This is a genomic window from Pseudoxanthomonas sp. F11 (assembly GCF_037046485.1).
Taxonomy (GTDB): Bacteria; Pseudomonadota; Gammaproteobacteria; order Xanthomonadales; family Xanthomonadaceae; genus Pseudoxanthomonas_A.
This window is the reverse complement of record NZ_JBANLZ010000002.1, coordinates 925,858-952,141: the sequence shown is the minus strand read 5'-3', so window position 1 is coordinate 952,141 and position 26,284 is coordinate 925,858. Positions and strand designations below refer to the sequence as shown.

Genomic DNA, 26,284 nt, shown 5'->3' with positions numbered 1-26,284 from the left:
TTCCGCTGTCCACCATACGCCCCCGTGGAAGCGGTTCTGGGGCAGCAGGGGCTAAACTACACGGCCTATGACCCCTCCCTCCTTCACTTCCGGCGAGCTGGCCGACCGTTTCGGTCTGGAACTGCGCGGCGATGCCGGCCTGGACATCGAAGGCGTGGCCACACTGGCCCGCGCCGAGCCGGGACAGCTCGCCTTCCTCGCCAACAGCCGCTATCGCGGCCAACTGGGCGACAGCCGGGCCAGCCTGGTGGTGGTGCGCGCCGAGGATGCGGACGCCGCGCCCGGCGCCGTCCTCATCGCGAAGGACCCCTACGCCGCGTTCGCCAAGATGGCGGCGCTGTTCGAACGCAGGCAGGCCCGTGAGCCCGGCATCCATCCGAATGCCGTGGTCGACCCCACCGCACGCATCGCACCGGGCGCCCATGTGGGTCCCTTCGTCACGGTGGGCGCCCGCAGCGTCGTCGGCGAAGGCAGCGTGCTCGGGCCCGGCTGCATCATCGGGGAGGACTGCGTAGTCGGCGACGGTTGCGAGCTGACCGCCCGCGTCACCCTGGTCACGCGCGTACGCCTGGGCCAGCGCGTCCTGGTCCACCCCGGCGCGGTGATCGGCGCCGACGGTTTTGGTCTGGCCATGGACAGCGGCCGCTGGATCAAGGTGCCGCAGCTCGGCGGCGTGGTGATCGGCGACGACTGCGAGATCGGCGCCAACACCACCATCGACCGTGGCGCGCTGGACGACACGGTGCTGGAAGAAGATGTGCGCCTGGACAACCAGATCCAGATCGGCCACAACGTCCGCATCGGCGCGCATACCGCGATGGCCGGCTGCAGCGCCGCCGCCGGCAGTGCGCGCATCGGCCGCTACTGCCTGATCGGCGGCGCCGCAGGCGTGCTGGGCCACCTGGAGATCTGCGACCGCGTCGTGGTCACCGCCATGTCGCTGGTAACCAGTTCGATCACCGAACCCGGCGAATACTCCAGCGGCACGCCGCTGACCGACAACCGTACCTGGCGCAAGAACGCCGCCCGCTTCAAGCAACTGGACGCCCTGGCACGACGCGTGCTGGCGGCCGACAAGGAAACCCGATGACCCTGGACCTGCAACTGCCCGTGGACGCGGCCACCATCCGCAAGCTGCTGCCGCACCGTTACCCGTTCCTGCTGGTGGACCGCGTGGTGGAGTTCGAGAAAGACAAGCGCGTACTGGCCTACAAGAACATCACCCAGAACGAGCCCTTCTTCACCGGCCACTTTCCGGACCGTCCGATCATGCCCGGCGTGCTGATCATCGAGGCGCTGGCCCAGGCCGGCGGTTTGCTGACGCAGCTGTCCCACCAGGGCGACACCGCGGGACGCATGTTCTACATGGTGAAGGTGGAGAACGCGCGCTTCACGAAGATGGTGGTGCCGGGCGACCGACTCGACCTGGACGTCACCCTGAAGCGGCTGATCCGCAACATGGCCTTCTACACCGGCGTGGCCTCGGTCAACGGCGAACAGGTCGCCTGCGCCGACGTGCTGTGCGCCGAGGACACCCGCTGAGATGAGCGCCCCCACCGCCATCCATCCCAGCGCGGTCGTCGACCCCGGCGCAACGCTGGGCGAGGGCGTGCGCATCGGGCCGTTCGCCTATGTAGGGCCTGAGGTCGAGATCGGCGACGGCACCATCGTCGGTCCGCATTGCACCATCACCGGGCCCACCCGCATCGGCCGCGACAACCATTTCGTCGGCCACGCCGCGATCGGCGGCGATCCGCAGGACAAGAAGTACAAGGGCGAACGCGTCGAGCTGGTCATCGGCGACCGCAACCAGGTGCGCGAGTTCGTCACCGTGAACCGCGGCACCGGCGCCGGCGGAGGCATCACCCGCGTCGGCAGCGACAACATGCTGCTCGCCTATACGCACGTGGCGCACGACTGCATCGTCGGCAACCACTGCGTGTTCTCCAACAATTCGACGCTGGCCGGCCACGTCACCATCGAGGACTGGGTGATCATGAGCGGCTTCGCCGGCGTGCATCAGTTCTGCCGCGTCGGCGCGCACGCCTTCATCGGCATGGGCGTACTGCTGAGCGGTGACGTGCCGCCCTTCACGATGGTGGCGGGCGACGCCGCCGGTCGGCCGCGCGGCATCAACAGCGAAGGCCTGAAACGACGCGGCTTCGACGCGGACCGCATCGCCGCCATCAAGCGCGCCTACCGCACGCTGTACGTCGCCGGGCTGCCGCTGGCGGAAGCCAAACAGCAGCTGGCCGAACAGGCCGAGGCGAGCGCCGACGTGAAGGCGCTGCTGCACTTCATCGAAAGCGGCGAACGGCCGTTGCAGCGGTGAGTCCCGGGAATCGGGAATCGGGAATCGGGAATGGGCAGGACAGCTCTACGTCCGCGTCCCTCGCGTCCTCCCCCACCCCTTCCACCTTCGCGATTCCCGCCACGCGTGGCGTACGCATCGCGCTTTGCGCCGGCGAAGCGTCCGGCGATGGCCTGGGAGCGGGGTTGATCGCTGCGCTGCGTGCGCGCTTTCCGAACGCCGAATTTGCCGGCATCGGGGGCGATGCGATGCGCGCGGCCGGCTGCGACACCTGGTTCGACGCGAACGAACTCGCCGTGATGGGCCTGGCCGAGGTGTTGCGCCACCTGCCGCGCCTGCTGCGCCTGCGCAAGGCCTTCCGCCAGCGCGTGCTGGACTGGAAGCCAGACGTCTACATCGGCATCGACGCACCCGACTTCAACCTCGGGGTCGAGCGCTGGCTGAAGGAACGCGGCGTGCGCACGGTGCACTACGTCAGTCCGTCAGTCTGGGCCTGGCGCGAGAAGCGTGCCGAGAAAATCGGCCACAGCGCCGACCGCGTGCTGTGCCTGTTCCCGATGGAACCGCCGATCTACGCACGGCATGCGGTCGATGCACGCTTCGTCGGCCATCCGATGGCGGACGAGATTCCGATGGAGCCCGATCGCGCGTCCGCACGCGCCGCGCTCGGCCTGTCGCCCGACGCGCCTACCCTGGCCGTACTGCCCGGCAGCCGCCTGGGCGAGATCGGTCGGCTCGCACCGGCCTTTTTCGAAGCGGCACGCAGGGTGGCCGCGCAGGTCCCCGGACTGCAGATCGTCATCCCGGCCGCGAACGCCGCCTGCCGCGAGGCGCTGAAGGCGCAGATCGCCACGCACGGGGTCGATTCCACCTGGCACCTGCTCGACGGCCGGGCGCGCGACGCGATGATCGCCAGCGATGCGGTCCTGCTCGCGTCGGGCACCGCCACATTGGAAGCGATGCTGTGCAAGCGGCCGATGGTCGTCGGCTATCGCATCGCGCCGCTGACCTACCGCATCGTCAAGGGGCTTGGCCTGCTGAAGGTGGAACGCTATGCGCTGCCCAACGTGCTGGCCGGCGAGGACATCGCGCCCGAACTGATGCAGGACGACTGCACGCCCGAACAGTTGTCCTCTGCCGTGCTGCGCTGGTTCCGCGAACCGGAGGCCGTCGCGGCCCTGCAGCCGACCTACCGGCGCCTGCATGGACAACTGCGGCAGGATGCGTCGGCGAGTGCCGCCGCTGCGGTGGCGGAGCTGGTTCTCCCATCTTCTGCAGGAGCGACGTAAGTCGCGACCGCATGCCATGACCGCCACAACGTCATCGCCTACCGGAAAATGCCACTTGCCATTCCTTCTTGCCAAGAGAAGGATACTGGAAGATGTCGTTGTTCCGGTCGCGACTTACGTCGCTCCTACAGGGAGCTCTTCTTGATGGCCGGCTCCTCGCTGTTCCCGGATCCCATCGTCCGTCTTGTTGCCGGTGTCGATGAAGCAGGTCGCGGCCCCTTGGCCGGTCCCGTGGCCGTCGCGGCCGTGATCCTGGACGAATCGCGTCCCATCGCAGGACTCAACGACTCCAAGCAGCTCAGTGAAGCCAAGCGCGAAGCGCTGTTTCCGCTGATCCAGGAACAGGCGCTGGCGTGGCACGTGACCTTCGTCGAACCCGACGAGATCGACCGTCTCAACATCCTGCAGGCGACGATGGAAGGCATGCGTCGCGCGGTCATGGCGTTGCAGCCGTTCCCCGAACTGGTCCGCATCGACGGCAACCGCGCGCCGAAAGGGCTGAACTGCATGGCCGAAACCCTGATCGGCGGCGATGCGATCGAGCCGGCCATCATGGCGGCCTCGATCCTGGCGAAAGTGTCGCGGGACCGCATGATGGTGCAGCTGCACGCGGCATTCCCGCAGTACGGCTTCGACCAGCACAAGGGCTATCCCACGTCCGCGCACCTGTCCGCGCTGGCGCAGCATGGTCCGTGCGTGCACCACCGGCGCAGCTTCGCTCCCGTGCGCGAAGCGCTCGACCGGCGCTGACCCGGCACGCCGCTTCAGGCGTGACCTCCGGCACGGTGTCCATCGTCACGATGGCTTCCAGCAGGCGCGCGCACTCCCGCCTGCGCGCACCATGGTCCTGCATCCTGCGCACCACCCCGCGCGGGAGCCCTCTCCCCCACGAGGTGCACCATGACCCTGCTGAACCCCGTCACTCCCTCTCCGGCGTCCCCGCCCCGTCCCGTGGACGACGCGCGCGTGCAGTTGTTGCGCAGTCTGCTGGCGGATCGCGACTGGTCGTCCGACGGCGCCGTGCGTACGCGCCTGCAGCAGGCGCTGGCGCTGCTGCGCAGCCAGCACGCCGCCTCGCTGGATGAAGCCACCTGGCTGCTGGTGGCCGACGAGACCGCGCGCTACCTGGACTTCCGTCGCCTGCGCAATCTCGAGGCCCAGCTGCGCGGATGCGCGCACGAGGCCCTGCGCTACACCCGTGCCGACTGGGAAGCCGCACGCAACGCCGAAGCGGCGCTGGAAACGCATCTGAGGCATGTGCGCTTCGGCAGCTACGCCCCCGAACCGGCACCGATGTTCCGCATCCACTGACGCGTGCGCGGCCTGCGCGGCCGCGCCCAACCCACCCCGACCCCTCGGGCTTTCCCCAATGCCGCCCCACCCGGGCGGCTCTTTTTTGCTCCTCCCCGCCCGTTCCGCGGACCGGGAATGTCAAGCCTTGCCCCACCCCACCCCCGCCGGTACGCTGCCCCGACAGCACTCCGAGCCGGCATGTCTTCCCGTTTCGTCCACCTCCACCTGCACACCGAGTTTTCGCTTGCGGATTCGATCATCCGCGTGCCCGAAAAGCCGGACCATGCCGATCCGAAGAAGGCCAAGCAGGCCAACCTGCTGAGCCGGGCGGTGGAACTGGGCATGCCCGCACTGGCGGTCACCGACCGCAACAACCTGTTCGCGCTGGTGAAGTTCTACAAGGCCGCCGAGGGTGTGGGCATCAAGCCCATCGCCGGCGCCGACGTGATGGTGGCCGAGGGCGGCGAAGCGCCATGGCCGGTGACCCTGCTGTGCCGCGACCGCGAAGGCTACCTGTCGCTTTCGCGGCTGCTCTCGCGCGCGTGGATGGAAGGCCACCGCACCGACGGCGTCGCCATCGAACCGGAATGGCTGCGCGCAGACCACCAGGGCCTGTTCGCCATCATCGGCCGGCAGAGCCTGGCCGGTCGTCTGGCGCTGACCGGCCGCCACGACCTGGCCGAACAGCACCTGGCCGACTGGCAGCGCACGTTCGGCGAGGACCTGCACCTGGAACTGACGCGCACGCAGCGCGAGGGCGAGGAGGCGTTCAATGCCTTCGCCTTGCACGCCGCAGGCACGCGCGGCATGCCGGTGATCGCCAGCAACGACGTGCGCTTCCTGTCTCCGGACGATTTCGATGCGCATGAAGCGCGTGTGTGCATCGCCTCCGGCCGCGTGCTGGACGACCCCAAGCGCCCGCGCGAGTACAGCGCCGAGCAGTACATGAAGTCGGCCGAGCAGATGGCCGAACTTTTCGCCGACGTGCCGGACGCCATCGACAACACGCGGGCGCTGGCGCAGCGCTGCAACATCGAGATGCGGCTGGGCACGTACTTCCTGCCCGCGTATCCCGTGCCCGACGACGAGACGCTGGACAGCTGGATCCGCCGCCAGTCGCACGATGGCCTGAAGGCGCGCCTGGAGAAGAATCCGCTGGCGCCCGGCCATACGCGCGAGGACTACGAGAAGCGGCTGGACTTCGAGCTGGACACCATCTGCAAGATGGGCTTCCCCGGCTACTTCCTGATCGTGGCCGACTTCATCCAATGGGGAAAAAACCACGGCATCCCGATCGGCCCGGGCCGCGGTTCCGGCGCCGGCTCGCTGGTGGCGTGGGCGCTGCAGATCACCGACCTGGACCCGCTGCCGTACGGCCTGCTGTTCGAGCGCTTCCTCAACCCGGAACGCGTGTCGATGCCCGACTTCGACATCGACTTCTGCATGGACCGGCGCGACGAGGTGATCGACTATGTCGCGCGCAAGTACGGCCGCGACCGCGTCAGCCAGATCATCACCTACGGCACGATGGCGGCCAAGGCGGTGGTGCGCGATGCCGGTCGCGTGCTCGGCTTCCCGTACGGCCTGGTCGACGGCGTGGCCAAGCTCATCCCCAACATCCTGGGCGTTTCGCTGAAGGATGCGATGGGCGAAGGCAGCAGCGAGGCCGCGTCGCAGGAACTGATCGACCGCTATCGCGACGAAGACGACGTCCGCGACCTGATCGACCTGGCGCGGCAGCTGGAAGACCTCACCCGCAACGCCGGCAAGCACGCCGGCGGCGTCGTGATCGCACCCTCGCCGCTGTCGGACTTCTGCCCGCTGTTCGCCGAACACGACGAAGGCGGCCGTGGCAAGAATCCGGTCACCCAGTTCGACAAGGACGACGTGGAAGCGGTCGGCCTGGTGAAGTTCGACTTCCTGGGCCTGCGCACGCTGACGATCATCGACTGGGCGGTCAAGGCGATCAACGAGCGCCACGCGCGCGCCGGCATCCCGCCGCTCGACATCACCGCGATCCCGCTGGACGACGCCAGCGTCTACCGCGACGTGTTCGCCAACGGCAACACGGGCTCGGTGTTCCAGTTCGAATCCTCGGGCATGCGCCGCGCACTGAAGGAAGCCAAACCCGACCGGTTCGAGGACCTGATCGCGCTGAACGCGCTGTATCGCCCCGGCCCGATGGACATGATCCCGTCGTTCGTCGAGCGCAAGCACGGCCGCGAAGAATTCGAATACCCCGACCCGCGCACGCGGACCATGCTGGAAGAGACCTACGGCATCATGGTCTACCAGGAGCAGGTCATGCAGATGGCGCAGATCGTCGGCGGCTACTCGCTGGGCGGCGCCGACCTGCTGCGCCGCGCGATGGGCAAGAAGGTGCCGGCCGAAATGGCCAAGCACCGCGAGATCTTCCGCGAGGGCGCGGCCAAGGGCGGCGTGGATCAGCGCAAGGCCGACGAGATCTTCGACCTGATGGAGAAGTTCGCCGGCTACGGCTTCAACAAGTCGCACGCCGCCGCGTACTCGCTGGTCGCCTACCAGACCGCGTGGCTGAAGAAGCACTACCCATCCGAGTTCATGGCCGCCACGCTGTCCTCGGACATGGACAAGACCGAGAAGGTGGTCGGCTTCCTCGACGAAGCGCGCGGGCTGGGCCTCGACGTGCGGCCGCCGGACGTGAACCATTCGGACTTCATGTTCGTGGCCACCGATGCCGGCACCATCCGCTACGGCCTGGGCGCGGTGAAGGGCGTGGGCCAGGGCGTGTGCGAGAGCATCGTCGAGGCACGGCGGGAAGGAGGCGAGTTCCGCGACCTGTTCGATTTCTGCAAGCGCGTCGATTCGTCCAAGCTCAACAAGCGCGCGCTGGAAGCCCTGATCAACGCGGGCGCATTGGACGCACTGGGCCGCAACCGCGCCTCGCTGGCGCTGCAGTTGCCCGAAGTGCTGAAGGCCATCGACCAGATCAGCAAGAACCGCAGCGCCGGCATCGTCGACATGTTCGGCTCCAGCAGCGGGGGCGACGACATCCACGTCGACCTGCCGGTGACGGACGAATGGCCGCTGATACAGAAGCTGCACGGCGAACGCGAGACGCTGGGCCACTACCTCAGCGGCCACCCGATGGATCCCTACCGCGACGACCTGCGTTCGCTGGTCGGCAGCGACCTGAGCGAGCTGGACCGCCTCTGGTCCAGCTCTTCCGGAGGGGACAAGAAGGGCTGGCGGCCGGAGGTCAGCGCGATCGTCGCCGGCCAGGTGGTGGGCATCCGGCGCAAGGGCGACAGCCAGGTGTTCGTGCAGCTGGAGGACGGACGCGGGCGTATCGAGTGCAGCGCGTTCTCCGACGCGCTGTCCGAGTTCGGTGCGCTGCTGACGCGCGACCGCGTGCTGGTCATCAAGGGCGGCCTGCGCGAGGACGAATTCAGTGGCGGCTACAGCCTGCGCATCCGCCAGGTGTGGGATTACGCGCAGCTGTGCCAGCAACATGCGCAACGCCTGCAACTGCGCCTGGACCTGCGCGTGCCGGGCCTGTGGGAGCGCGTGGACGCCCTGCTGTCGCGGCATCGTCCCGGCGGCACGCCGCTGCGCCTGGACCTGCTGATGGGCGCCGGCGACGGCGTGATCGCCGGCATGCTGGACCTCAACGGCCAGAAGGCGGTGCGCGTGGATGCCGAACTGCTGGACGCCCTGCGCGCCATGCCCGGCGTGCGTACCGCCAAGCCGGCCTTCTACCGGCCGTGGGCGAACTGACGGCGCCACGTGCGCGGCGTCACGGCCCTACCCCCCCGTACGTGACCGCCGGGGTGCTTCGGCTACACTTTCCCCCTTTCCGGCCCACGGCCCGCAGATGAATCCGAACTACCTCGACTTCGAACAACCCATCGCCGACCTGGAAGCCAAGATCCAGGACCTGCGCGCCGCCAGCACCGGGCCGGCGGTGAATGTGGATGCCGAGGTGCATGCCCTGCAGGACAAGCTGCGCATCCGCACGGCGCAGATCTTCCGCGACCTGACCCCCTGGCAGGTTTCGCAGCTGGCCCGCCACCCGGCGCGCCCGTACACGCTGGACTACATCAAGGTCTTCTGCGACGAGTTCCAGGAACTGGCGGGCGACCGTGCCTTCGCCGACGACAGCGCCATCGTCGGCGGCCTGGGCCGCATCGACGGCCGCAGCGTGATGATCATCGGCCACCAGAAGGGCCGCGACACCAAGAGCAAGATCGCGCGCAACTTCGGCATGCCGCGTCCGGAGGGTTACCGCAAGGCGCTGCGCCTGATGAAGATGGCCGAACGCTTCAAGCTGCCGCTGCTGACCTTCATCGACACCCCCGGCGCGTATCCCGGCGTGGGCGCGGAAGAGCGCGGCCAGTCCGAAGCCATCGCCCGCAACCTGATGGAAATGGCGGAACTGAAGATCCCGATCATCTGCACGGTGATCGGCGAAGGCGGCAGCGGCGGCGCGCTGGCCATCGGCGTCGGCGACCGCACGCTGATGCTGGAGTACGGCACGTACTCGGTGATCTCGCCGGAAGGCTGCGCGTCGATCCTGTGGAAGGACGCCGCCAAGGCCAAGGACGCCGCCGAACAACTGGGCCTGACCGCCAAGCGCCTGCATGGCCTGGGCCTGGTCGACAAGGTCGTGCGCGAGCCCATCGGCGGCGCCCACCGCAACCCGCGCCAGATGGCGGTGCGCCTGAAGGCTGTGCTGCTCAATGAACTCGATGCGCTGGAGCGGCTACCCGTCGAGGATCTGCTGGCCAAGCGCTACGCGCGCCTGCGCGGTTACGGCGCGTACGAAGCGGCCTGAAGCCATCGCCGGGGATGGCCAGGGTCAGAGCCCTCCTCGTGACGCTGCTGGTTGTCGCCGGGTTCGTCGTGGCCCTGTGCTTCGGCCTCTACGCGGTCGGTGCATCGGACTTTCCCGATCATCGTGCGCCCAACCGCTACCGCGCCACGCCCGACCTGCGCGCGCTCTATCTGGATGCCGAGGCGTGCGGCATTGAGGATGTGCCGCGCCTCAATCCCGTAAGCGCGTGGGGTTACCGGCTGTGGCAGCTCTCGGGCTGGCAGGGTGCCCCCGTCGACTCCCAGTTGGGACTGCTCAGTCGCGCGGGGCGGACCCTGGCCATGCGACAGGCGCATCCGACACGCGGGCTGCGCGGGCATCTCCTCGACTCGGCCGCTGCCATCCGCGCCAGTCGCGACTGGCCCCTGGAACGCATGGTCGACACGATACTGGCAGAGTCAACGTTCGGTCGCGGCGCCAGGGGCATCGAACAAGCCGCGCTCGCGTGGTACGGCCGGCCTTTGGACGACCTGGTCCCCGAAGAGCGCCTGTTGCTGATCACGCTGATGAAAGGGCCGTCCTACTACCATCCCGTCTGCCGGCCGGAGCGATTCGCCCAACGCTATCCATGGGCGGCGAAGCGCGCGGGTTTCGTCGATGCGGGGAGCGCCCTGCGCGTGGCGCTGGCTAGAATGCGGCCTTCCGCCTGTCCGGAATCGGGAGCCGCACCCGCACCATGAGTCCACTCCTGCTGCTGTCCTTCGCCCTGCAGATCGCCTGCTGCGTGCACGTGGTGCGCACGGGACGTCCGCTGTACTGGGTCTTCATCCTGCTGCTGTTCTCCTTCCTTGCGGTGATCATCTACTTCATCGCCGAGATCCTGCCCGAGCTGCGCCACCATCCGTCCGCACGGCGCACGGTACGCAGCATGCGCGATCGCATCGACCCCGACCGTGATCGGCGCGACGCCGCCAGGCTGCTGAAGGCCGCCGATACGCCTGCGAACCGGCGGCGGCTGGCCGAGGAGAGCCTGCGCAGCGGCGACTATGCGCACGCATCGGAGCTCTACGGGCAGGCGCTCAAGGGCCTTTACGCCAGCGATCCGGACCTGATGCTGGGACTGGCGAAGGCACAGTTCGGCCTGGGCGAGTCGGCCAAGGCCCGCGCCACGCTGGACGCGCTGATTGCCGCCAATCCCTCCTTCCGTTCCGTCGACGGCCACCTGTTGTATGCGCGCGCAGTGGAAGACACCGCCGACGCCGCGGCCGCCATCCATGAGTACGAGGCCGTCGTGCAGGGTTATCCTGGCGAAGAGGCCCGCGCGCGCTTCGGCCTGCTGCTGAAGCGTCTGGGCGAGCATGCACGGGCGCGCAGCCTGTTCCAGGAGATCCTCGACCGCTCCGATGCGGCACCCCACTATTACCGCCGCGAACAGCAGGACTGGATCGCCCTCGCCCGGCGCGAGCTCGCCTCGCTGGACTGACCGCGTCCGCGACGACGGACGGTTGACCACGATCAAGGCCGGCGCGCGCGCGGTGCGCGATGATGTATCCAGGCCGGCGCATTGCCGGCCACGCACGCGGGAGAGTGGGATGGACCTGCTGTCGTTACCCTGGTGGATGCTGCCGACGGTCCTGTTCGTACTACCGGTGATCGTGGCGCTGGGGGTGAACCGCTGGCGCTTCCATCGCGCGGGCGTAAGCCAGCATCTGGTGCTGGGTCTGTTCGTCGGCGCGTGCTGGACCGGCGCCCTGATCGTCATCCTGCAACAGGTCAGGTAGACGCCGCGCGCGGCACGGCCCGCGCGATGCGGCCGACCCATCGTTCCGTTCGCCGGAGTCGGCTTGCGAAGCACGGGAGCCCGGGGCGCAGGCGCGGCCGCGATGGTGGACCCAGGCTGCGTGCCGACCGCTTCATCGCTAGCATGCGCGGATGCGCCCTCCGTCCCCGTCCCCGTCCCTGCCCCTGCTGCCCGCCGCCACGGAAGGACGCGTGTGGGTGGCGTTGAGCGGCGGACGGGATTCGTCCGTCCTGCTGCATCGTCTGGCGCAGGATCCGGATCTGCGGCGCCGCGGACTGGGCGCCGTCCACGTGCACCATAGGCTACAACCCGAAGCCGACGCCTGGGTGACGCACTGTGCCGCGGCCTGCGCGGCGCTGGAGGTGGCCCTGCAGGTGCGGCATGTGCGGGTCGATGCCACCCGGGGCGAGGGCCCTGAAGCGGCGGCGCGGCATGCGCGGCGCGAGGCGTTCGCCGCCGTCATGGCGCCCGGCGACATTCTGGCCACGGCCCACCATCTGGAAGACCAGGCGGAGACCTTCCTGTTGCGCGCCCTGCGTGCCTCGGGCCCCGACGGGCTGGCGGCGATGCGGCCCTGGCGCCGCTTCGGCCCGGGATGGCAATGGCGACCACTGCTGCACACGCCGCGCGACGCATTGCAGGCCTACGCCTCTGCACATGGACTGCGCTGGATCGAAGACCCCAGCAACGCCCGCACCGATGCCGACCGCAATTTCCTCCGCCACGACATCCTGCCCCGCCTGCGACAGCGCTGGCCGCAGGCGGATGCCGCGTTCGCGCGCAGCGCGACACTCAGCGCAGAGGCCGCGGACCTGCTGGCGCGCCAGGATGCACGCCTGCTCGCGGAAGCGGCCACCGCCGACCCCGCCGCGCTGACCATCGCCCCGCTGCGCGAGGTCGCACGCGCCCAGCGCGCACGCGTGCTGCGCCGATGGATCGAGGGCCTGTCGCTGCCGCCGCTGCCGGCGGAAGGGGTGGCGCGCATCGAAGCCCACCTGATGGACGCACGGGCCGATGCGCAGGCGGAGTTCGCCTGGCAGGGTGCGGTGGTGCGTCGATGGCGCGGGCTCCTGCATGCCGAGCGCATGCACAGCGTCCTACCCGCGGACTGGCATGCCGACTGGGACGGGACGGGCCCGCTCGCACTGCCGGATGGCGGCACCCTGTCGCTGGAGGGCGGCGATCACCGGTTCGGCACGCCCTTGCAGGTGGGTGCGCGCCGCGGCGGCGAGCGCATCGCCTTGCCGGGCCGGTCCCACCGTCACGCCCTGAAAGACGTGCTGCTGGCGCTCGGCATCCCGCCCTGGGAGCGCCGCCAGCTTCCGCTGCTCTGGCGTGGCGACGCGCTGTGGGCGGCGGGCGACCTGGTGCTGTCGGCCGACGCCGACACCTGGTTGCGGACGCACGGTGCGCGACTGGTATGGCGGCGCGGCTGAGTCTGTCCTGCGTTTGACCTGACCGCGCCCGATCCCCACACTTGCCGCATGCCCAAGAAGACCCCCGCAGACGCCTCGCCCGTCGCCCATTTCGAGCAGTCGCTGGACGAACTCGAGCAACTGGTCGAGAAGATGGAACACGGCGACCTGAGCCTGGAAGCCTCGCTGGCCGCCTACGAACGCGGCGTGGGCCTGTATCGCCAGTGCCAGGCCGCGCTCGAGCAGGCGGAACTGCGCGTGCGCCTGCTCAGCGATCCGGAACAGCCGGAGAACGGCGACGCCTTCGCGCCCGCGCCCGATGGCCGCTGATCCGCGTTTCGCCGCCTGGTCGGCAGCGCTGGAAGGCCATCTGGATCGCGCCCTGCCACCGGCCGACACCGCCCCGCGACGCCTGCATGCCGCCATGCGCCACGCCGTACTCGGTGGCGGCAAGCGCATGCGCGCCCTGCTGGTCTATGCCGGCGGCACGCTGCTGCAGGCGGACGAAGCCACACTGCATGCGCCGGCCATCGCGGTCGAGCTGATCCATGCCTATTCGCTGGTGCACGACGACCTGCCGGCGATGGACGACGACGATCTGCGCCGCGGCAAGCCCACGGTGCACATCGCCTTCGACGAAGCCACCGCCATCCTCGCCGGCGATGCACTGCAGACGCGCGCGTTCGAAGTGCTGGCATCGGCTGACGTCGCCGCGACGCTGCGGGTGGACTGGCTGGGCACGCTGGCGCAGGCCTCCGGCGCGGCCGGCATGTGCGGTGGCCAGGCGCTGGACATCGATGCCACCGGGGCGCGGCAGACGCTGGACGACCTGCAGCGGATGCATGCCCTCAAGACCGGCGCCCTGATCCGCGCCGCCGTGCGCATGGGCGCGCTGGCCGGCGCAGCCGACGCCGCCACGCTCGCGCGGCTGGACGATTTCGCCACGGCGCTGGGGCTGGCGTTCCAGGTGCGCGACGACATCCTCGACATCGAGGCCAGTTCCGAACAGCTGGGCAAGACCGCCGGCAAGGACGTGGCGCAGGCCAAATCCACCTATCCGGCCCTGCTGGGCATGGACGGCGCGAAAGCGAAGCTCGCCGAACTGGACGCGCGCATGCGCGAGGCACTGGCTCCGTACGACGGTGATGCCGATGCGCTGCGCGCGCTCGGCGAGCTGGCGATCCATCGCGCGCACTGAGCGAGGGCATGAAAAAAGCCCGGCGATGCCGGGCTTTTTTCTTCCCCGCGACGATCGCTTACTTGATCAGGCGCAGGGCGAACGGATAGCGGTAGGACTCGCCGTTGTTGGCCTTGATGCCGGCGATGATGCACAGCACCAGGTTGGCGATGCCGACCAGCGGCATCAGCAGCAGGCCGATCAGCACGAAAGCCAGGATCCACGAGATGACGATGGCGATGAACACCGTGATCTGGAAGTTCAGCGCTTCCTTGGACTGGTCCACGACGAAGCCCTTGGATGCGTCGTCCTTGCTGACCAGCCAGATGATCAGCGCGCCGATCGGGCCGGTGACGATGCCCAGCAGGTGCGCCAGCAGCGACATGGTGCGCTGGTCCTGGGGCGCATCGCCTGAGGTCGGCGGCGGCGGTGCGGTGACGTTGTCGAATTCGCTCATCTAGGTGATTCCCCTAAGTGGTGGGTGGGCGGTCGAGTGCCGCGAACCCCCGCAGCACTCCGCATGCCAAGCATAACGGGTAACCGCGTCGGCGGCGGCCACGGCCCCGCCTACCGCCTATTCGCCCGCCACGGTCATGCGGCCTACGAGGACCGAGCCCACGCCGACATGGGAGCGCCTGTCCACATCGCGCCCCACCGCCTCGATGCCTGCGAAGATCGTCTTGAGGTTGCCCGCGATGGTGATGCCGTCCACGGGGTAGGCGATCACGCCCTGCTCCACCCAGAACCCGGCCGCACCGCGCGAGTAGTCGCCGGTCACGCCGTTCACGCCCTGCCCCATCAGCTCGGTGACCAGCAGCCCGCTGCGCATGCCGGCCAGCAGGTCGTCGAAACCGCCCGCGTTCGCCTTCACCTGCAGGTTGTGCACGCCGCCGGCGTTGCCGGTGGTCTGCAGACCGAGCCTGCGCGCCGAGTAACTGCCCAACACATAGCGCTCCAGCACGCCATCGCGGATGAGGTGGGAGCGCCTCGTCGCCACGCCCTCCGCATCGAACGCGGCCGAACGCAGGCCATGCGGCAGCAGCGGCAGTTCCTCGATGGCGAACCAGTCGGGGAAGATGCGCTGGCCCACATGATCCAGCAGGAAGCTGGCTTTCCGGTACAGCGCGCCGCCGGAGACCGCGCCCAGCAGGTGACCGACCAGCGAACGCGCCACCTCCGCCGAGAACAGCACCGGATACTCGCCGGTCGCCAGCGAACGCGGCTGCAGGCGGGCCACCGTCCGCTCGGCGGCTTTGCGGCCGATGGCCGCCGGATCTTCGAGTTCCTGATACGACAGGGCGGTGCTGTACCAGCCGTCGCGCTGCATGGCATCGCCCTGCCCGGCGATCAACGCGCAGCCGATCGTATGCTGGGTGTCGCGCTCGCGGCCGATGAAGCCGTGCGAATTGGCGTACACCGACAGGCTTTCGCCGCTGCCGATGGAAGCGCCGTCGGAGTTCTCGATGCGCGCGTCGGCGTCGCGGCCCGCCGCTTCGCAGGCCAGCGCCAGATCGACGGCGCGGTCCATGTCCAGCGCCCAGGGATGCCAGACATCCAGCTCCGGGAACTCGCGCGCCATCAGCGCGGCATCGGCCAGCCCGGCGGCCTCGTCGTCCTCGGTGAAGCGTGCGATGGCGCAGGCCTGTTCCACCGTGGCCTCCAGGCTCTCCTCGCGCAGGTCGGCGGTACTGGCGCTGCCCTTGCGCTTGCCGAAATAGACGGTCACGCCGATGCCGCGGTCGCGGGTGGACTCCACCGTTTCCACCTCGCCCAGGCGCACGCTGACGTTGAGGCCGGTTTCCTCGCTGCAGCTCACCTCGGCCTGGGTGGCACCGTGGGACCGCGCGCGGTCCAGCAGGCGCCGTGACAGCGCCTCCAGGCGTTCGAGCCGGGCGAGGCTGTCGTCGGGGGAAGTCAGGGCGGTGGCGTTCAATGCTTTATCCTTGTGTCCAGTGATCCGCGCACGGGCGGCGGATCGGCATTCGATCAGGCTTCCACGGCGTGACGTGGAAGCGACAGAGAGGCTTCACCATGCGCGGACGCGACCCCGAAACCGGCGAATTCTATAGCCCAAGCCGTACCCAGCAGCGGATCGAGGCGCTGGAGATCCGCAGCCTGGCCGAGAAGCTGGTGGCGCTTCCCGCCGCGCAGCTGGCGCGCCTGCCGATTCCCGACGAGCTGATGCCGCACATCGTGGAAACGCAGCGCATCACCTCGCACATCGCGCACAAGCGCCAGTTGCAGTTCCTCGCCAAGCAGATGCGACGCGAGGAAGATGAAGTGCTGGAAGCGATCCGCGACGCGATGGACGAGGGCGGCGAAGCCGCGCGCCGCGAAACCGCCCTGCTGCACCAGGCCGAGCAGTGGCGCGACCGTCTGCTGGCCGATGGCGACGACGCGCTGGCCGCGCTGCTGGAGGAATTCCCCACGGCCGACCGGCAGAAGCTTCGCCAACTGGTCCGCAACGCCACCGACGAACGCGCGAAGAACAAACCGCCGCGTGCGTTCCGCGACCTGTTCCGCGAGGTGCGTGAGCTGCTGTCCTCGACGGACACGCAAGACGACGAAGCCGCCGCCGAGTAGCCCCTCTCCCGTCGGCGACCGAAGGAAGTCCCTGCGGGGGAGAGGGGTTGGGGTGCGGGGCGACGAAAGTCGAGACGCATCAAACATCGTGACTCCGCTCGCCCCTCATCCGGCGCTTCACGCCCCCCTCTCTCGAAGGGAGAAGGCACAGACAGGCAGGTATCACGCCTTCGTCCCGCCCACCGTCAGCCCTTCGATCAGCAACGACGGCTGACCCACGCCCACCGGCACGCTCTGGCCGTCCTTGCCGCAGATGCCGACGCCCTGGTCCAGCGCCAGATCGTGGCCGACCATCTTCACCTTCTGCATCGTCTCCGGCCCGTTGCCGATCAGGGTGGCGCCCTTCACCGGCGCGGTGATGCGGCCGTCTTCGATCAGGTAGGCCTCAGTGGCGGAGAACACGTACTTGCCGCTGGTGATGTCGACCTGGCCGCCGCCGAAATTGACCGCGTACAGGCCCTTTTTCACCGAGCGGATCATGTCTTCCGGATCGTCCTGTCCGGCCCGCATGTAGGTGTTGGTCATGCGCGGCATCGGCAGGTGCGCAAACGATTCTCGACGGCCGTTGCCGGTAGGCGCCACGCCCATCAGGCGTGCGTTGTGGGTGTCCTGCATGTAACCCACCAGCACGCCATCCTCGATCAGCGTGGTGCAGTTTGTCGGTGTACCTTCGTCGTCGATGTTGAGCGAACCGCGGCGACCCGGCAGCGTACCGTCGTCGACGATGGTGACGCCCTTCGATGCGACCTGCTGCCCGATGCGGCCGGCGTACACGCTGGTGCCCTTGCGGTTGAAGTCGCCCTCCAGGCCGTGGCCGACGGCTTCGTGCAGCAGTACGCCGGGCCAGCCGCTGCCCAGTACCACCGGCATCACGCCGGCCGGCGCATCGATCGCCTCCAGATTCACCAGCGCCTGGCGCAGCGCTTCGCGCGCGAGGTCTTCGGGCTTGCCGTCGGCGAACAGTTCCGCATAGCCGTAGCGGCCGCCCATGCCGGCATAGCCGGATTCGCGACGACCGTTCTGTTCCACGATGACCTGCACGTTCAGGCGCACCAGCGGACGCACGTCGGACGCCAGCACGCCATCGCTGCGCGCCACCAGCACCGTGTCGATGCCGCCGGACAGGCTGACGGTGACCTGCTGCACGCGCGGATCGGCGGCGCGCAGGAAGCGATCCACCGCGCGCAATGCCTCGACCTTGGCATCGTTGGCCATCGCATCGATGGGGTCGTCGCCGGCGTACAGTGCGCGGCCGCCGCTGCGCACCAGCGCGCGCGGCGCGTGCGCCGCACCGTCGCGGGCGATGGCGCGCGCCGATTTCGAGGCATCGAGCAGCGCCTGTGCGTTGATGTCGTCGGAATAGGCGAAGCCGGTCTTTTCGCCGGAGATCGCGCGCACGCCCACGCCCTGCTCGATGGAATGCGCGCCGTCCTTGACGATGCCGTCCTCGACCGTCCAGCTTTCGCGGCGCGCATGCTGGAAATACAGGTCGCCGAAGTCGATGCCCGGCCCCAGCAGTGTGCCGAAGGCGCGGTCGAGTCCCGCCGGGTCCAGGCCGGCGGGCAGGAGGAGACGGGTTTCGGCGAGCGGGATCGGCAGGGTCATGTCTTCACCATGGGGGCGGAAGGCGGCCGCGACAAGCGCGGTCGCCGACGCGCGGGATGTCAGGGGGCGCCGACGCTATCGGCGCGGTCGTGCTGGCGGACGCGCGACTGTTCGCGCCCCACCACCTCGACCTTGGGCGATTTCCACGGGCCGGTGACCCGGTAGGTCTTGGCACCCATTTCGGCCAGCGGCTTCTTCAGCACGGCGTTCGCCACGGCACCCACCGCGGCACCGATGGGGCCACCCGCCACCGCGCCGACGGCGGTCAGCACGTTGGCGGATTTTGGCTTCACGTCGACCATCTGGTCGAACTGCTCGCTGCGCAGGTCGGTGTCGCCGCGGATCAGGATCTCGGCCGCGGGCCCGTCGATCACCAGGTTCTCGCTGCGCGCCAGCCCGCCCGTGATGCGCAGATCGCCATCGATGCGGTTGAACGCGAATCCCTTCGAGAAGAAATCACTGAAGTCGAGCATCAACCGACGCCGCACTTCTGCCACGCTCAGCAGGCCCAACACGCGGCCCGCGCCGGGCTCGACTTCCAGCAGGTGGCCATCGCGCGCGGCCAGCTTGACGCTGCCTTCCAGCGACGCGAGGCGGAAGGCGGCGGGGCTGCCCGGCCAGGCGGCCTGGGCGGTGATCTGGCCGTGGCCGCCGCCGACGCGGTCGCCCAGTCCCAGATCGTCCATCAGCACGCCGAAGTTCTCGCTCTTCACCTCGGCGGCGAAACGGGTGCGGGCCGCTGCCCCCATGCCGGTCCACTGCCCGCTCACGTCAATATGCTGGCCCGGCGAACGCAACTGCAGCTGGTCGACATGCATGCCGTCGGCCTGCTGGCGCGTGCGCAGCTTGGCCGCGCCCAGTCGCGCGTCGCCGAAACGCAGATCTTCGATGTCCAGCGACAGCGGCGGGATGTCCGCCGGGTTGAGATCGTCGGTAGCGCCGCGTGCGGACGCGACGGCAGCGCCATTGTTGAGCGCGGGCGCCTTGCGCCAGTGCACGCGCGCCAGCTTGCCGGCGATCGCCGCGCCCTTCGCGTCGGGGACCAGCAGCGCGCCGGACAGCGCTTCGCCATCCAGCGACACCGCCAGCGCCTGCTGCGCGGGTGCCAGCTGCAGGCGCGTATCGGGGAAGACCGAGCCGATCATCAGCAGACGCTCGGCGGTGACGTCGATGTGGCGCAACGGCAGCGATCCCCCTTCACCGCCGCCCTTGGCCAGCGCCACCCACTCCATCGCATCCAGCGTGCCGGCGCGGCCGGTCGCGATCAGTCCTGACGCCGGCGCGGCGTCCTGCACTTCATGGCTGCCCAGCACGACGCGCACGCCGGTCTGTCCGTTGCTGGCGCGTGCGCGCAAGGCGAGCAGGTCTCCGAACGCCACGTCGATCTGTCCGCTGCCCATCGGCAGCGGCGCACGAACGGTGGTTTTCAGGGGCGAGCCAGGCGCCTTGCGCAGCGGCGCCGGCAGGCTCATCGCGGTGCCCACCAGATCGGAGGTGAGGTTGAGCTGCGTCGGCGGTTCAGGCTTGCCCGTCGACGTGCGCGGAATGTTCACGCCCACCGTCCACGACGAACGTCCGTCCATGTAAGGCTTCAGCCACGCCATCTCGGGCGCGCGATCCAGCAGGCGATCGGCATCGACGACGGCGGACAGGTCCGCCTCGAACGCCTGGTTGCGGTCGCGCGTGCCGCTGCCGGCGCGCAATCCGAGCACGCCCGCCTGTCCGTCATGCACCACCTGCAACGGCCCCGACGCGAAGCCGCCATCGTCGTACTTCGCCTTGCCCCGCACGTTCTCGAACACCAGATCCCAGCGTTTCTCCGCCAACTGCGTACCCTTCAGGTCCACGGTGCCGGCGAGCTTGCGGCGTGACTGTGCGTCGGCGTGCAGCGGCTGCAGCAGATCGAAAGTCGCCGCCACCGGCCCCTTCGCCTGCAGGTGGTCCAGCGTATCAGCGTAGGTCTTGTGCAGCGGACTCTGCCGCAACATCGCCAGCAGCTTGCCGGCATCGGTATCCGTGCGCGCAGTGATCTTCAGGTCGCCCTCGCCGAAATCGGCGATGCCGGCTTCGAACGCCGGCACCGCGACATCCGCCAGCATGCCGCCCGCCTTCAGCAGAAAGCCGTTACCGATGAAGGCGATGTCGCCATGCACCTGCTCCACCTGCGGCCAGTCGTGCTGGAACTTGAACTGCCCGCCCTCGATCCGCGCCACCGCTTCGAAGCGGCCGTTCTGGCGCGTGAACGGCCAGTCGTCGAGATCGCCGGTGACGATGGCGCGTCCGTCGCGCACGGTGCCGCCGACCAGCGCGCCGTTCAACCAGTCGACGGCGGCCTTGGACATCTTGTGGTGGATCCAGAAACCCTTCGCCGCCGGCACCGGGGCGTCGTCGAGATCGGCCGCCAGGTCGATCCACGGCCGCGTACCGTCGCCCTGGAACCACAGGCCGCCGCGCACGTCGGCGCCGTAGTCCTTGCCCCGCACTCTCAGAGCCGAGGTGCCCACGCGCCAGCCCTGGCCTTCGCGCCAGCCCAGGACATCGCCCTGCAGCCTGACGTCGTGTACCACGGCGAAACCGCTGGGCCAGTCGAAGCGCATGCGCGAAGTCGGATCGAGCTTCAGGCGGAAACCCGACGCATCGCCGTCGAAGTCGCCCGCCAGTCCGCTGAGTCCGGGTGCATCCCCGACCGGTGCGAACGAGATGTCACGCAGCGTGCCTTCGCCCTGCATCGCGCCGTCACGGCGCCCCGTCAGTGCGAGCCGTGCCAGCCGCGCGCCCGGCTTGGCCTGCACCAGCCAGCGGCGCAGGCCGGGTTCGACCCTGTCGCTCAATCCCAGCACCGCGAACAGCGGGGCCGCGTCCACTTCATCCGCCAGCACCGCATAGCGCGCACCGCCGGCCAGCACCAGGCCGTCCAGCGTCTGTACCGCGGGTGCGCTGCCGACGCGCAGGCGCGGAGCATCCAGGCGCCAGCCGCCGTTCACCAGCCGCCAGCGCATGCGACCTTCCAGTTGATCGAACGCCACACGGGTCGGCGCGGTGGATGCGGGGAGCGGCGCGCCACGCAGGCCGACCTGGCGCAACTGCGCGTCCGCCGTCACCAGCACGACGCGATGTCGGCGCAGCTCCGTCCATGCGCGCACGCGGCCATTGCCGCGTTCGGCCACCACACCGGCGTAGCGCAGCAGCGGCGACCACGCCCCGATGTCCTCGGCCGCCACGTCCAGATAGGCACGGCCGTCTCCGGCCTTGCGGTCGAAATCGATGGCGACGTTGAGCGGCGCCGCGTCCTTGCGGATCCAGGCGCGCGTGCCCGCGCGCACGCGGTCGCCCTGCACGCGCAGGCGCAGGTCGATGTCGGGCACCTGGATATCCCACCCCAGCGACGGCGCGACGATGGCCAGGCGCCCGTCGATCACCTGCAGCTCGCCCAGGCCTTCCAGACTGGACAGTGGGTCGTCGTCCGCCTGCTGCTGGCCGGGCAGGCCTTGCACGGACCATGCGCCGTCATCGCCGCGCTGCAGCGTCAGGGCCAGCCCGCGCAGGCGCAGTTCGGTGAAGGAACGCCCCGGCAACAGGCCGCCATACATCGATACCAGCACCTCGGCCTGGCCGATGCGCACGCCGCTTTCGCCGGCTCCCAGCCGCAGGCCATCCAGCTGCAGCAGCGGACCACGCCGCGTCCACTGGGTCTTCACGGCATCGAAGGCCACCGGGCGGCCTGCGCGTTCGCTGAGCCAGGCCGCGATGCGGTCCGGATGGCGTTCGGCCAGCGGCAACACCTGGCTGGCGATCCCGAGCACCACGGCCATGCACACCAGCACGACCGCGGCGCCGTAGACGGCACCCTGACGGGCCAGGCGCAGGCGGCGGCGCAGCGGTGTGGGCATCAGTGGGCCGGGACTCGGGAATGGGGAATAGGGAATGGAAGCGTCAACGCCATGGCGGCCCTCGGGCGATCACTCGCTCGATTCCCGACTCGCCATTCCCTATTCCCTGCTTCACAGCAGCACGACATCGAACTGCTCCTGCAGGTACTGGTCGTCGGCCTGGAAACGGATCGACTTGCCCAGGAACTCTTCCAGCTCCGCGACCGCCGTCGATTCCTCGTCGGTGATGCGCGCGACCACCTTCGGCGAGGCGATCACCAGCAGGCGCGCCGCCTCGAACTGGCGCACGGCGCGGGTGATTTCGCGGAAGATCTCGTAGGTGACGGTCTCGGTGGTCTTGATGCTGCCGCGCCCGCCGCATTCCGGGCACGGTTCGGACAGCTGGCGGGCCAGGCTCTCCACCGTGCGCTTGCGCGTCATCTCCACCAGGCCCAGCGGCGAGAACTCGTACACCGTGGTCTTGGCATGATCCTTCGCCAGCGACTTCTCCAGCGTGCGCAGCACCTGGCGGCGATGCTCCGGATCGTCCATGTCGATGAAGTCGATGATGATGATGCCGCCCAGGTTGCGCAGCCGCAGCTGGCGCGCGACCGCCTGCGCGGCTTCCAGATTGGTGCGGTAAACGGTCTCTTCCAGGTTGCGCTGGCCGAGGAACGAACCGGTGTTCACGTCGACCGTGGTCATCGCCTCGGTCTGGTCGATCACCAGGTAACCGCCCGACTTCAGGGGCACCTGCTTGTCCAGCGCGCGGCCGATCTCGTCCTCCACGCCGTACAGATCGAAGATGGGACGCTCGCCCGAATACAGTTCGATGCGCTCGGCCAGCACCGGCATGTACTTGGCGACGAAGGCCTGCAGCCGCTCGTGGGTTTCCTTGGAATCGACCTTCACCTTGTCCACGTCCTTGCGGATGAGGTCGCGCACCGCGCGCAGCGGCAGGCTGAGGTCTTCATACAGAATGCTGCACGAGGGCGATTCGCGCCCGCGGCGTTCGACCACGTTCCAGACGCGCGACAGGTAGGCGATGTCCTCGGCCAGCGCCTCGACCGGCTGGCCCTCGGCGTTGGTGCGGATGATGTAGCCGTGGCCCCCGTGCAGGCCGGCCAGTTCGGTGACGGCCTGCTTCAGGCGATGACGCTCGGCTTCGTCCTCGATCCGTGCGGACACGCCGATCACCTTGGACTGCGGCAGCAGCACCAGGTAGCGCGAGGGGATGCTGATCTGCGTGGTCAGTCGCGCGCCCTTGCTGCCGATCGGGTCCTTCACCACCTGCACGACGATGTCCTGCCCGTCGCGCAACAGGTCCATGATCGGCGCCGGCGGCGGCGTGGGCAGGGCGGCCTCTTCGCCATCGACCACGGCGTCCGGCGAAGAACGCACGATGTCGTTGGCGTGCAGGAAGGCGGCGCGCTCCAGGCCGACTTCGACGAACGCCGCCTGCATGCCCGGCATCACCCGCTGCACCTTGCCCTTGTAGATGTTGCCCACCACGCCGCGGCGCCAGCCGCGTTCGATGTGCAGTTCCTGCAGCATGCCGTTCTCGATCACCGCCACGCGGGTCTCGCGCGGGGTGACGTTGACCAGGATCTCTTCCGACATGGGGTCCTTCCTCAGGCTGACGCGGTGGCGGCGGTTGCCGTTGGATGGATGCCGAAGCCGCGCAGCAGCTTCGCCGTCTCGTGCAGGGGCAGACCCATCACGGCCGAGTAGCTGCCGGCCAAGCGGGTGACGAACTGCTCGGCGCGTCCCTGGATTCCATACGCCCCGGCCTTGCCCATCGCCTCTCCGCTGACGACGTAGGCCGCGATGTCGGCCTCGTCCAGGTCGGCGAAGGTCACGTCCGTGACCACCAGCGCCTGCGCCTCGCGCCCGGCACTCACCACCGAGACGGCGGACACCGCCTGATGGGTGCGGCCGGACAAGCGGCGCAGCATGGCGGCAGCCTCCGCTTCGTCGGCCGGCTTGCCGAACACCTCGTCCTCCAGGATGACTTCAGTGTCGGCGCCCAGCACGACCGCGCCGGGGGTGGCCATGACCTTCAGCAACCCGGCACCGGCCTTTTCCCGGGCGACGCGGCGCACGTAGTCGATGGCCGGTTCGCCTGGCTGGCGCTGTTCGGGGATGTCCAGGTCGATCCGGCCGAACGACAGCCCCAGGCGGGTCAGCAGTTCGGCACGTCGGGGGGATTGGGAGGCCAGATAGAGCATCACGGAAGAATAACCCGCGGCGCCTGACTGAATGACCGCTGATGCCGGCCGCATCCAGGTAACCCTGCCGCAGATCACGGCCCGTTCATGTCATCGTGAACACCCTTGCGCGTCGACGACGACCGGGTGTCCCGCCATCCGAACCACGAAAAGGAGATCCCATGCGCCTGCCCCTGATCCGCCCCCTGCTGCTCGCCCTGACCCTGTCCCTGGGAACCACCGCCGCCATGACCAGCCACGCCCAGACCTCCCCTGCCTACGCCATCCCCTCCGACGGGACCCTGCTCAACGTGTCGGCGCAGGCCGAGGCCTCGCGCGTGCCCGACATCGCCACGATCTCCGCCGGCGTGGTCACCCAGGCCGTGGACGGCAACACCGCCATGCGCCAGAACAGCGAGCAGATGGCGAAGGTGGTCGCGGCCATCAAGGCTGCCGGCATCGCCGACAAGGACGTGCAGACCAGCGGGATCAGCCTCAATCCGCAGTACCGCTACGCCGAGAACGAAGCCCCCAAGATCACCGGCTACCAGGCCAACAACACGGTCAGTGTGAAGGTCCGCGACATCGCCAAGCTGGGCAAGGTGCTGGACGCGCTGGCCGGCGTGGGCGCCAACCAGATCAACGGGCCGAGCTTCGAGATCGACAACCCGGAACCGGTCTACGACGAGGCCCGCCTGGCCGCGCTGAAGAAGGCCCAGGGCCGTGCCGAGACCTATGCGAAGTCGCTGGGCCTGAAGGTGCGCCGGATCGTCAGCATCTCCGAGGGCAACGGCGGCTTCCGTCCGGTCCCGATGATGGCGATGGCCAAGATGGAAGCCCGCGACGCCAGCGGTGCGCCGCCGGTCTCGCCGGGCGAAACCACGGTCTCGGTCAACCTGGATGTGGTGTTCGAACTGGGCAAGTGAGCCCTGTCACGCGACAACCCAGACGGCGCCCTCCGGGGCGCCGTTTTCGTTGGCGGCCGGCCATCCCGGACTACGCCCAAGGTCGAAGCCCTCCCCTCTTGCAGCCAACGTGCGGGGGAGTACAGTCTGGACGTGCGGCGCCAGGACGTTGCAACCCCACTCCTCGCGGCCGAGCGTTGTTCCGTTCACAGCCCTCAGGAGGTGGATCATGGTTCGCGCACTACCCCACGGTTCCGACACCCGCATCGACAGCGGCCGCATCGCGGCCATCGCCGCCGCCCTCGCGGTCCACGCCGTCGCCCTGCTGATGTTGCTCATGCCCATGGCGGCGGCGCCCTTGAAGCCGCTGGTCGTGGACGCCCCGAAGAAGCCGATCTTCCAGATTTATGAAAAGAAGGTCCTTCCCGACCCTGTCCCGGTGGTCGAGGAGCGAAAGATCGTTCCGGAAAAGAAGCCTGACGTGATCCAGAAGCGGGTCGATGTCGTGACGCCGGTGGCGGATACCCCCGTGATCGTCGAAGGGGGCAGCGAGCCCGTCATCGAGCAGTCCATGGTCGACACCGGCGACATCACCGGCCCCGTCATGGGCGGTCCACTGCCCTCGGCTACGCTGGAGTACGTCCGCGCCACTTCACCGCGCTATCCGATCAACGAGCTGCGCAACGGCGTGCAGGGCACGGTGCTGCTGCGCGTACTGGTGGACGTGGATGGCACACCCGTCAGCGTGACCGTCGAGAGCAGCAGCGGCAACCGCAACCTGGACAAGGCCGCGCTCCAGCACGTGCTGAAGACCTGGCGTTTCAAGCCCGCCATGCAGGATGGACAGGCGGTGCAGGCCTACGGCCTGGTGCCGATCGCCTTCAGCCTGCAGTAGCGTTCACGACATGAGGAGACCAGAGGCCCGCGTCCGGCGGGCTTCTGGTTTGTCCACCTGTAGGAGCGGGCCATGCCCGCGATGCTCTTCCATCCCGTAGCGAAAAAACATCGCGGGCATGGCCCGCTCCTACATGAAAGCC

Annotated in this window: 23 protein-coding genes; 17 read left to right on the top strand and 6 right to left on the bottom strand. The window is 69.0% G+C overall.

The window, feature by feature from the left end; all coding sequences use genetic code 11:
* Window positions 1–67: 67 nt before the first annotated feature.
* The 14 genes from lpxD to V8246_RS10215 all read left to right on the top strand — a co-directional run bounded on the left by lpxD (window position 68) and on the right by V8246_RS10215 (window position 14,099).
* Window positions 68–1,090 carry a UDP-3-O-(3-hydroxymyristoyl)glucosamine N-acyltransferase gene (lpxD, locus tag V8246_RS10280; protein ID WP_336189007.1) on the top strand — a complete coding sequence of 341 codons (1,023 nt, stop codon included), beginning with the start codon at window positions 68–70 and terminating at the stop codon, window positions 1,088–1,090.
* The gene (gene fabZ, locus V8246_RS10275) at window positions 1,087–1,542 is read left to right on the top strand and encodes a 3-hydroxyacyl-ACP dehydratase FabZ (protein ID WP_336189006.1); all 456 of its coding nucleotides are present in this window, start codon (window positions 1,087–1,089) and stop codon (window positions 1,540–1,542) included. Before lpxD ends, fabZ begins: the two co-directional genes overlap by 4 nt.
* Window position 1,543: 1 nt before the next feature.
* Complete coding sequence (lpxA, locus tag V8246_RS10270; RefSeq protein ID WP_336189005.1) at window positions 1,544–2,332, top strand: acyl-ACP--UDP-N-acetylglucosamine O-acyltransferase; 789 nt, start codon at window positions 1,544–1,546, stop codon at window positions 2,330–2,332.
* Entirely contained in the window at window positions 2,329–3,600 is a 1,272-nt protein-coding gene (gene lpxB / locus V8246_RS10265) for a lipid-A-disaccharide synthase (protein ID WP_336189004.1), read from the top strand. The genes lpxA and lpxB overlap by 4 nt, the downstream gene beginning before the upstream one ends.
* Before the next feature lie 144 nt (window positions 3,601–3,744).
* Entirely contained in the window at window positions 3,745–4,350 is a 606-nt protein-coding gene (gene rnhB / locus V8246_RS10260) for a ribonuclease HII (protein ID WP_336189003.1), read from the top strand.
* 150 nt (window positions 4,351–4,500) lie between these two features.
* A complete protein-coding gene (locus V8246_RS10255; protein ID WP_336189002.1) occupies window positions 4,501–4,911 on the top strand; it encodes a hypothetical protein in 411 nt (136 codons plus the stop codon).
* Window positions 4,912–5,091: 180 nt separating this feature from the next.
* Window positions 5,092–8,649, top strand: coding sequence for a DNA polymerase III subunit alpha (gene dnaE, locus V8246_RS10250; RefSeq protein ID WP_336189001.1), 3,558 nt, complete (start codon window positions 5,092–5,094; stop codon window positions 8,647–8,649).
* 97 nt (window positions 8,650–8,746) lie between these two features.
* The gene (locus tag V8246_RS10245) at window positions 8,747–9,706 is read left to right on the top strand and encodes an acetyl-CoA carboxylase carboxyltransferase subunit alpha (RefSeq protein WP_336189000.1); all 960 of its coding nucleotides are present in this window, start codon (window positions 8,747–8,749) and stop codon (window positions 9,704–9,706) included.
* Window positions 9,707–9,744: 38 nt separating this feature from the next.
* The gene (locus V8246_RS10240) at window positions 9,745–10,425 is read left to right on the top strand and encodes a transglycosylase domain-containing protein (protein ID WP_336188999.1); all 681 of its coding nucleotides are present in this window, start codon (window positions 9,745–9,747) and stop codon (window positions 10,423–10,425) included.
* Window positions 10,422–11,168, top strand: coding sequence for a tetratricopeptide repeat protein (locus V8246_RS10235; protein WP_336188998.1), 747 nt, complete (start codon window positions 10,422–10,424; stop codon window positions 11,166–11,168). The genes V8246_RS10240 and V8246_RS10235 overlap by 4 nt, the downstream gene beginning before the upstream one ends.
* Before the next feature lie 109 nt (window positions 11,169–11,277).
* Window positions 11,278–11,466: a hypothetical protein gene (locus V8246_RS10230; RefSeq protein WP_336188997.1), complete on the top strand. Its 189-nt coding sequence runs from the start codon at window positions 11,278–11,280 to the stop codon at window positions 11,464–11,466.
* A 151-nt stretch (window positions 11,467–11,617) separates the two neighbouring features.
* Window positions 11,618–12,922, top strand: a complete 1,305-nt coding sequence (gene tilS / locus V8246_RS10225; RefSeq protein ID WP_336188996.1) for a tRNA lysidine(34) synthetase TilS — start codon at window positions 11,618–11,620, stop codon at window positions 12,920–12,922.
* A 48-nt stretch (window positions 12,923–12,970) separates the two neighbouring features.
* Entirely contained in the window at window positions 12,971–13,231 is a 261-nt protein-coding gene (locus tag V8246_RS10220) for an exodeoxyribonuclease VII small subunit (protein ID WP_336188995.1), read from the top strand.
* Window positions 13,221–14,099, top strand: a complete 879-nt coding sequence (locus tag V8246_RS10215; protein WP_336188994.1) for a farnesyl diphosphate synthase — start codon at window positions 13,221–13,223, stop codon at window positions 14,097–14,099. The genes V8246_RS10220 and V8246_RS10215 overlap by 11 nt, the downstream gene beginning before the upstream one ends.
* Before the next feature lie 58 nt (window positions 14,100–14,157).
* Here the strand turns inward: V8246_RS10215 and V8246_RS10210 are convergent, their stop codons facing one another.
* Window positions 14,158–14,535, bottom strand: coding sequence for a DUF4870 domain-containing protein (locus V8246_RS10210; RefSeq protein ID WP_336188993.1), 378 nt, complete (start codon window positions 14,533–14,535; stop codon window positions 14,158–14,160).
* A gap of 117 nt (window positions 14,536–14,652) precedes the next feature.
* The gene (gene pmbA, locus V8246_RS10205; protein WP_336188992.1) at window positions 14,653–16,011 is read right to left on the bottom strand and encodes a metalloprotease PmbA; all 1,359 of its coding nucleotides are present in this window, start codon (window positions 16,009–16,011) and stop codon (window positions 14,653–14,655) included.
* Between the two features lie 98 nt (window positions 16,012–16,109).
* On the opposite strand from pmbA, the gene yjgA reads away from it, so the two are divergent.
* Complete coding sequence (gene yjgA, locus V8246_RS10200) at window positions 16,110–16,661, top strand: ribosome biogenesis factor YjgA (RefSeq protein WP_336188991.1); 552 nt, start codon at window positions 16,110–16,112, stop codon at window positions 16,659–16,661.
* 162 nt (window positions 16,662–16,823) lie between these two features.
* Here yjgA and tldD read toward each other — a convergent pair whose 3' ends face one another.
* The 4 genes from tldD to V8246_RS10180 form a co-directional block, all read right to left on the bottom strand.
* Window positions 16,824–18,266 carry a metalloprotease TldD gene (tldD, locus tag V8246_RS10195; RefSeq protein WP_336188990.1) on the bottom strand — a complete coding sequence of 481 codons (1,443 nt, stop codon included), beginning with the start codon at window positions 18,264–18,266 and terminating at the stop codon, window positions 16,824–16,826.
* Window positions 18,267–18,325: 59 nt separating this feature from the next.
* Window positions 18,326–22,156 carry a YhdP family protein gene (locus tag V8246_RS10190; RefSeq protein ID WP_336188989.1) on the bottom strand — a complete coding sequence of 1,277 codons (3,831 nt, stop codon included), beginning with the start codon at window positions 22,154–22,156 and terminating at the stop codon, window positions 18,326–18,328.
* 111 nt (window positions 22,157–22,267) lie between these two features.
* Window positions 22,268–23,755, bottom strand: a complete 1,488-nt coding sequence (rng, locus tag V8246_RS10185) for a ribonuclease G (protein WP_336188988.1) — start codon at window positions 23,753–23,755, stop codon at window positions 22,268–22,270.
* An 11-nt stretch (window positions 23,756–23,766) separates the two neighbouring features.
* Window positions 23,767–24,363, bottom strand: a complete 597-nt coding sequence (locus V8246_RS10180; RefSeq protein WP_336188987.1) for a Maf family nucleotide pyrophosphatase — start codon at window positions 24,361–24,363, stop codon at window positions 23,767–23,769.
* A 161-nt stretch (window positions 24,364–24,524) separates the two neighbouring features.
* Between V8246_RS10180 and V8246_RS10175 the strand changes: the two genes are divergently transcribed.
* Window positions 24,525–25,268, top strand: coding sequence for an SIMPL domain-containing protein (locus tag V8246_RS10175; protein ID WP_162110256.1), 744 nt, complete (start codon window positions 24,525–24,527; stop codon window positions 25,266–25,268).
* Between the two features lie 208 nt (window positions 25,269–25,476).
* Window positions 25,477–26,142 carry a TonB family protein gene (locus V8246_RS10170; protein ID WP_336188986.1) on the top strand — a complete coding sequence of 222 codons (666 nt, stop codon included), beginning with the start codon at window positions 25,477–25,479 and terminating at the stop codon, window positions 26,140–26,142.
* The last annotated feature ends 142 nt before the right edge of the window (window positions 26,143–26,284 follow it).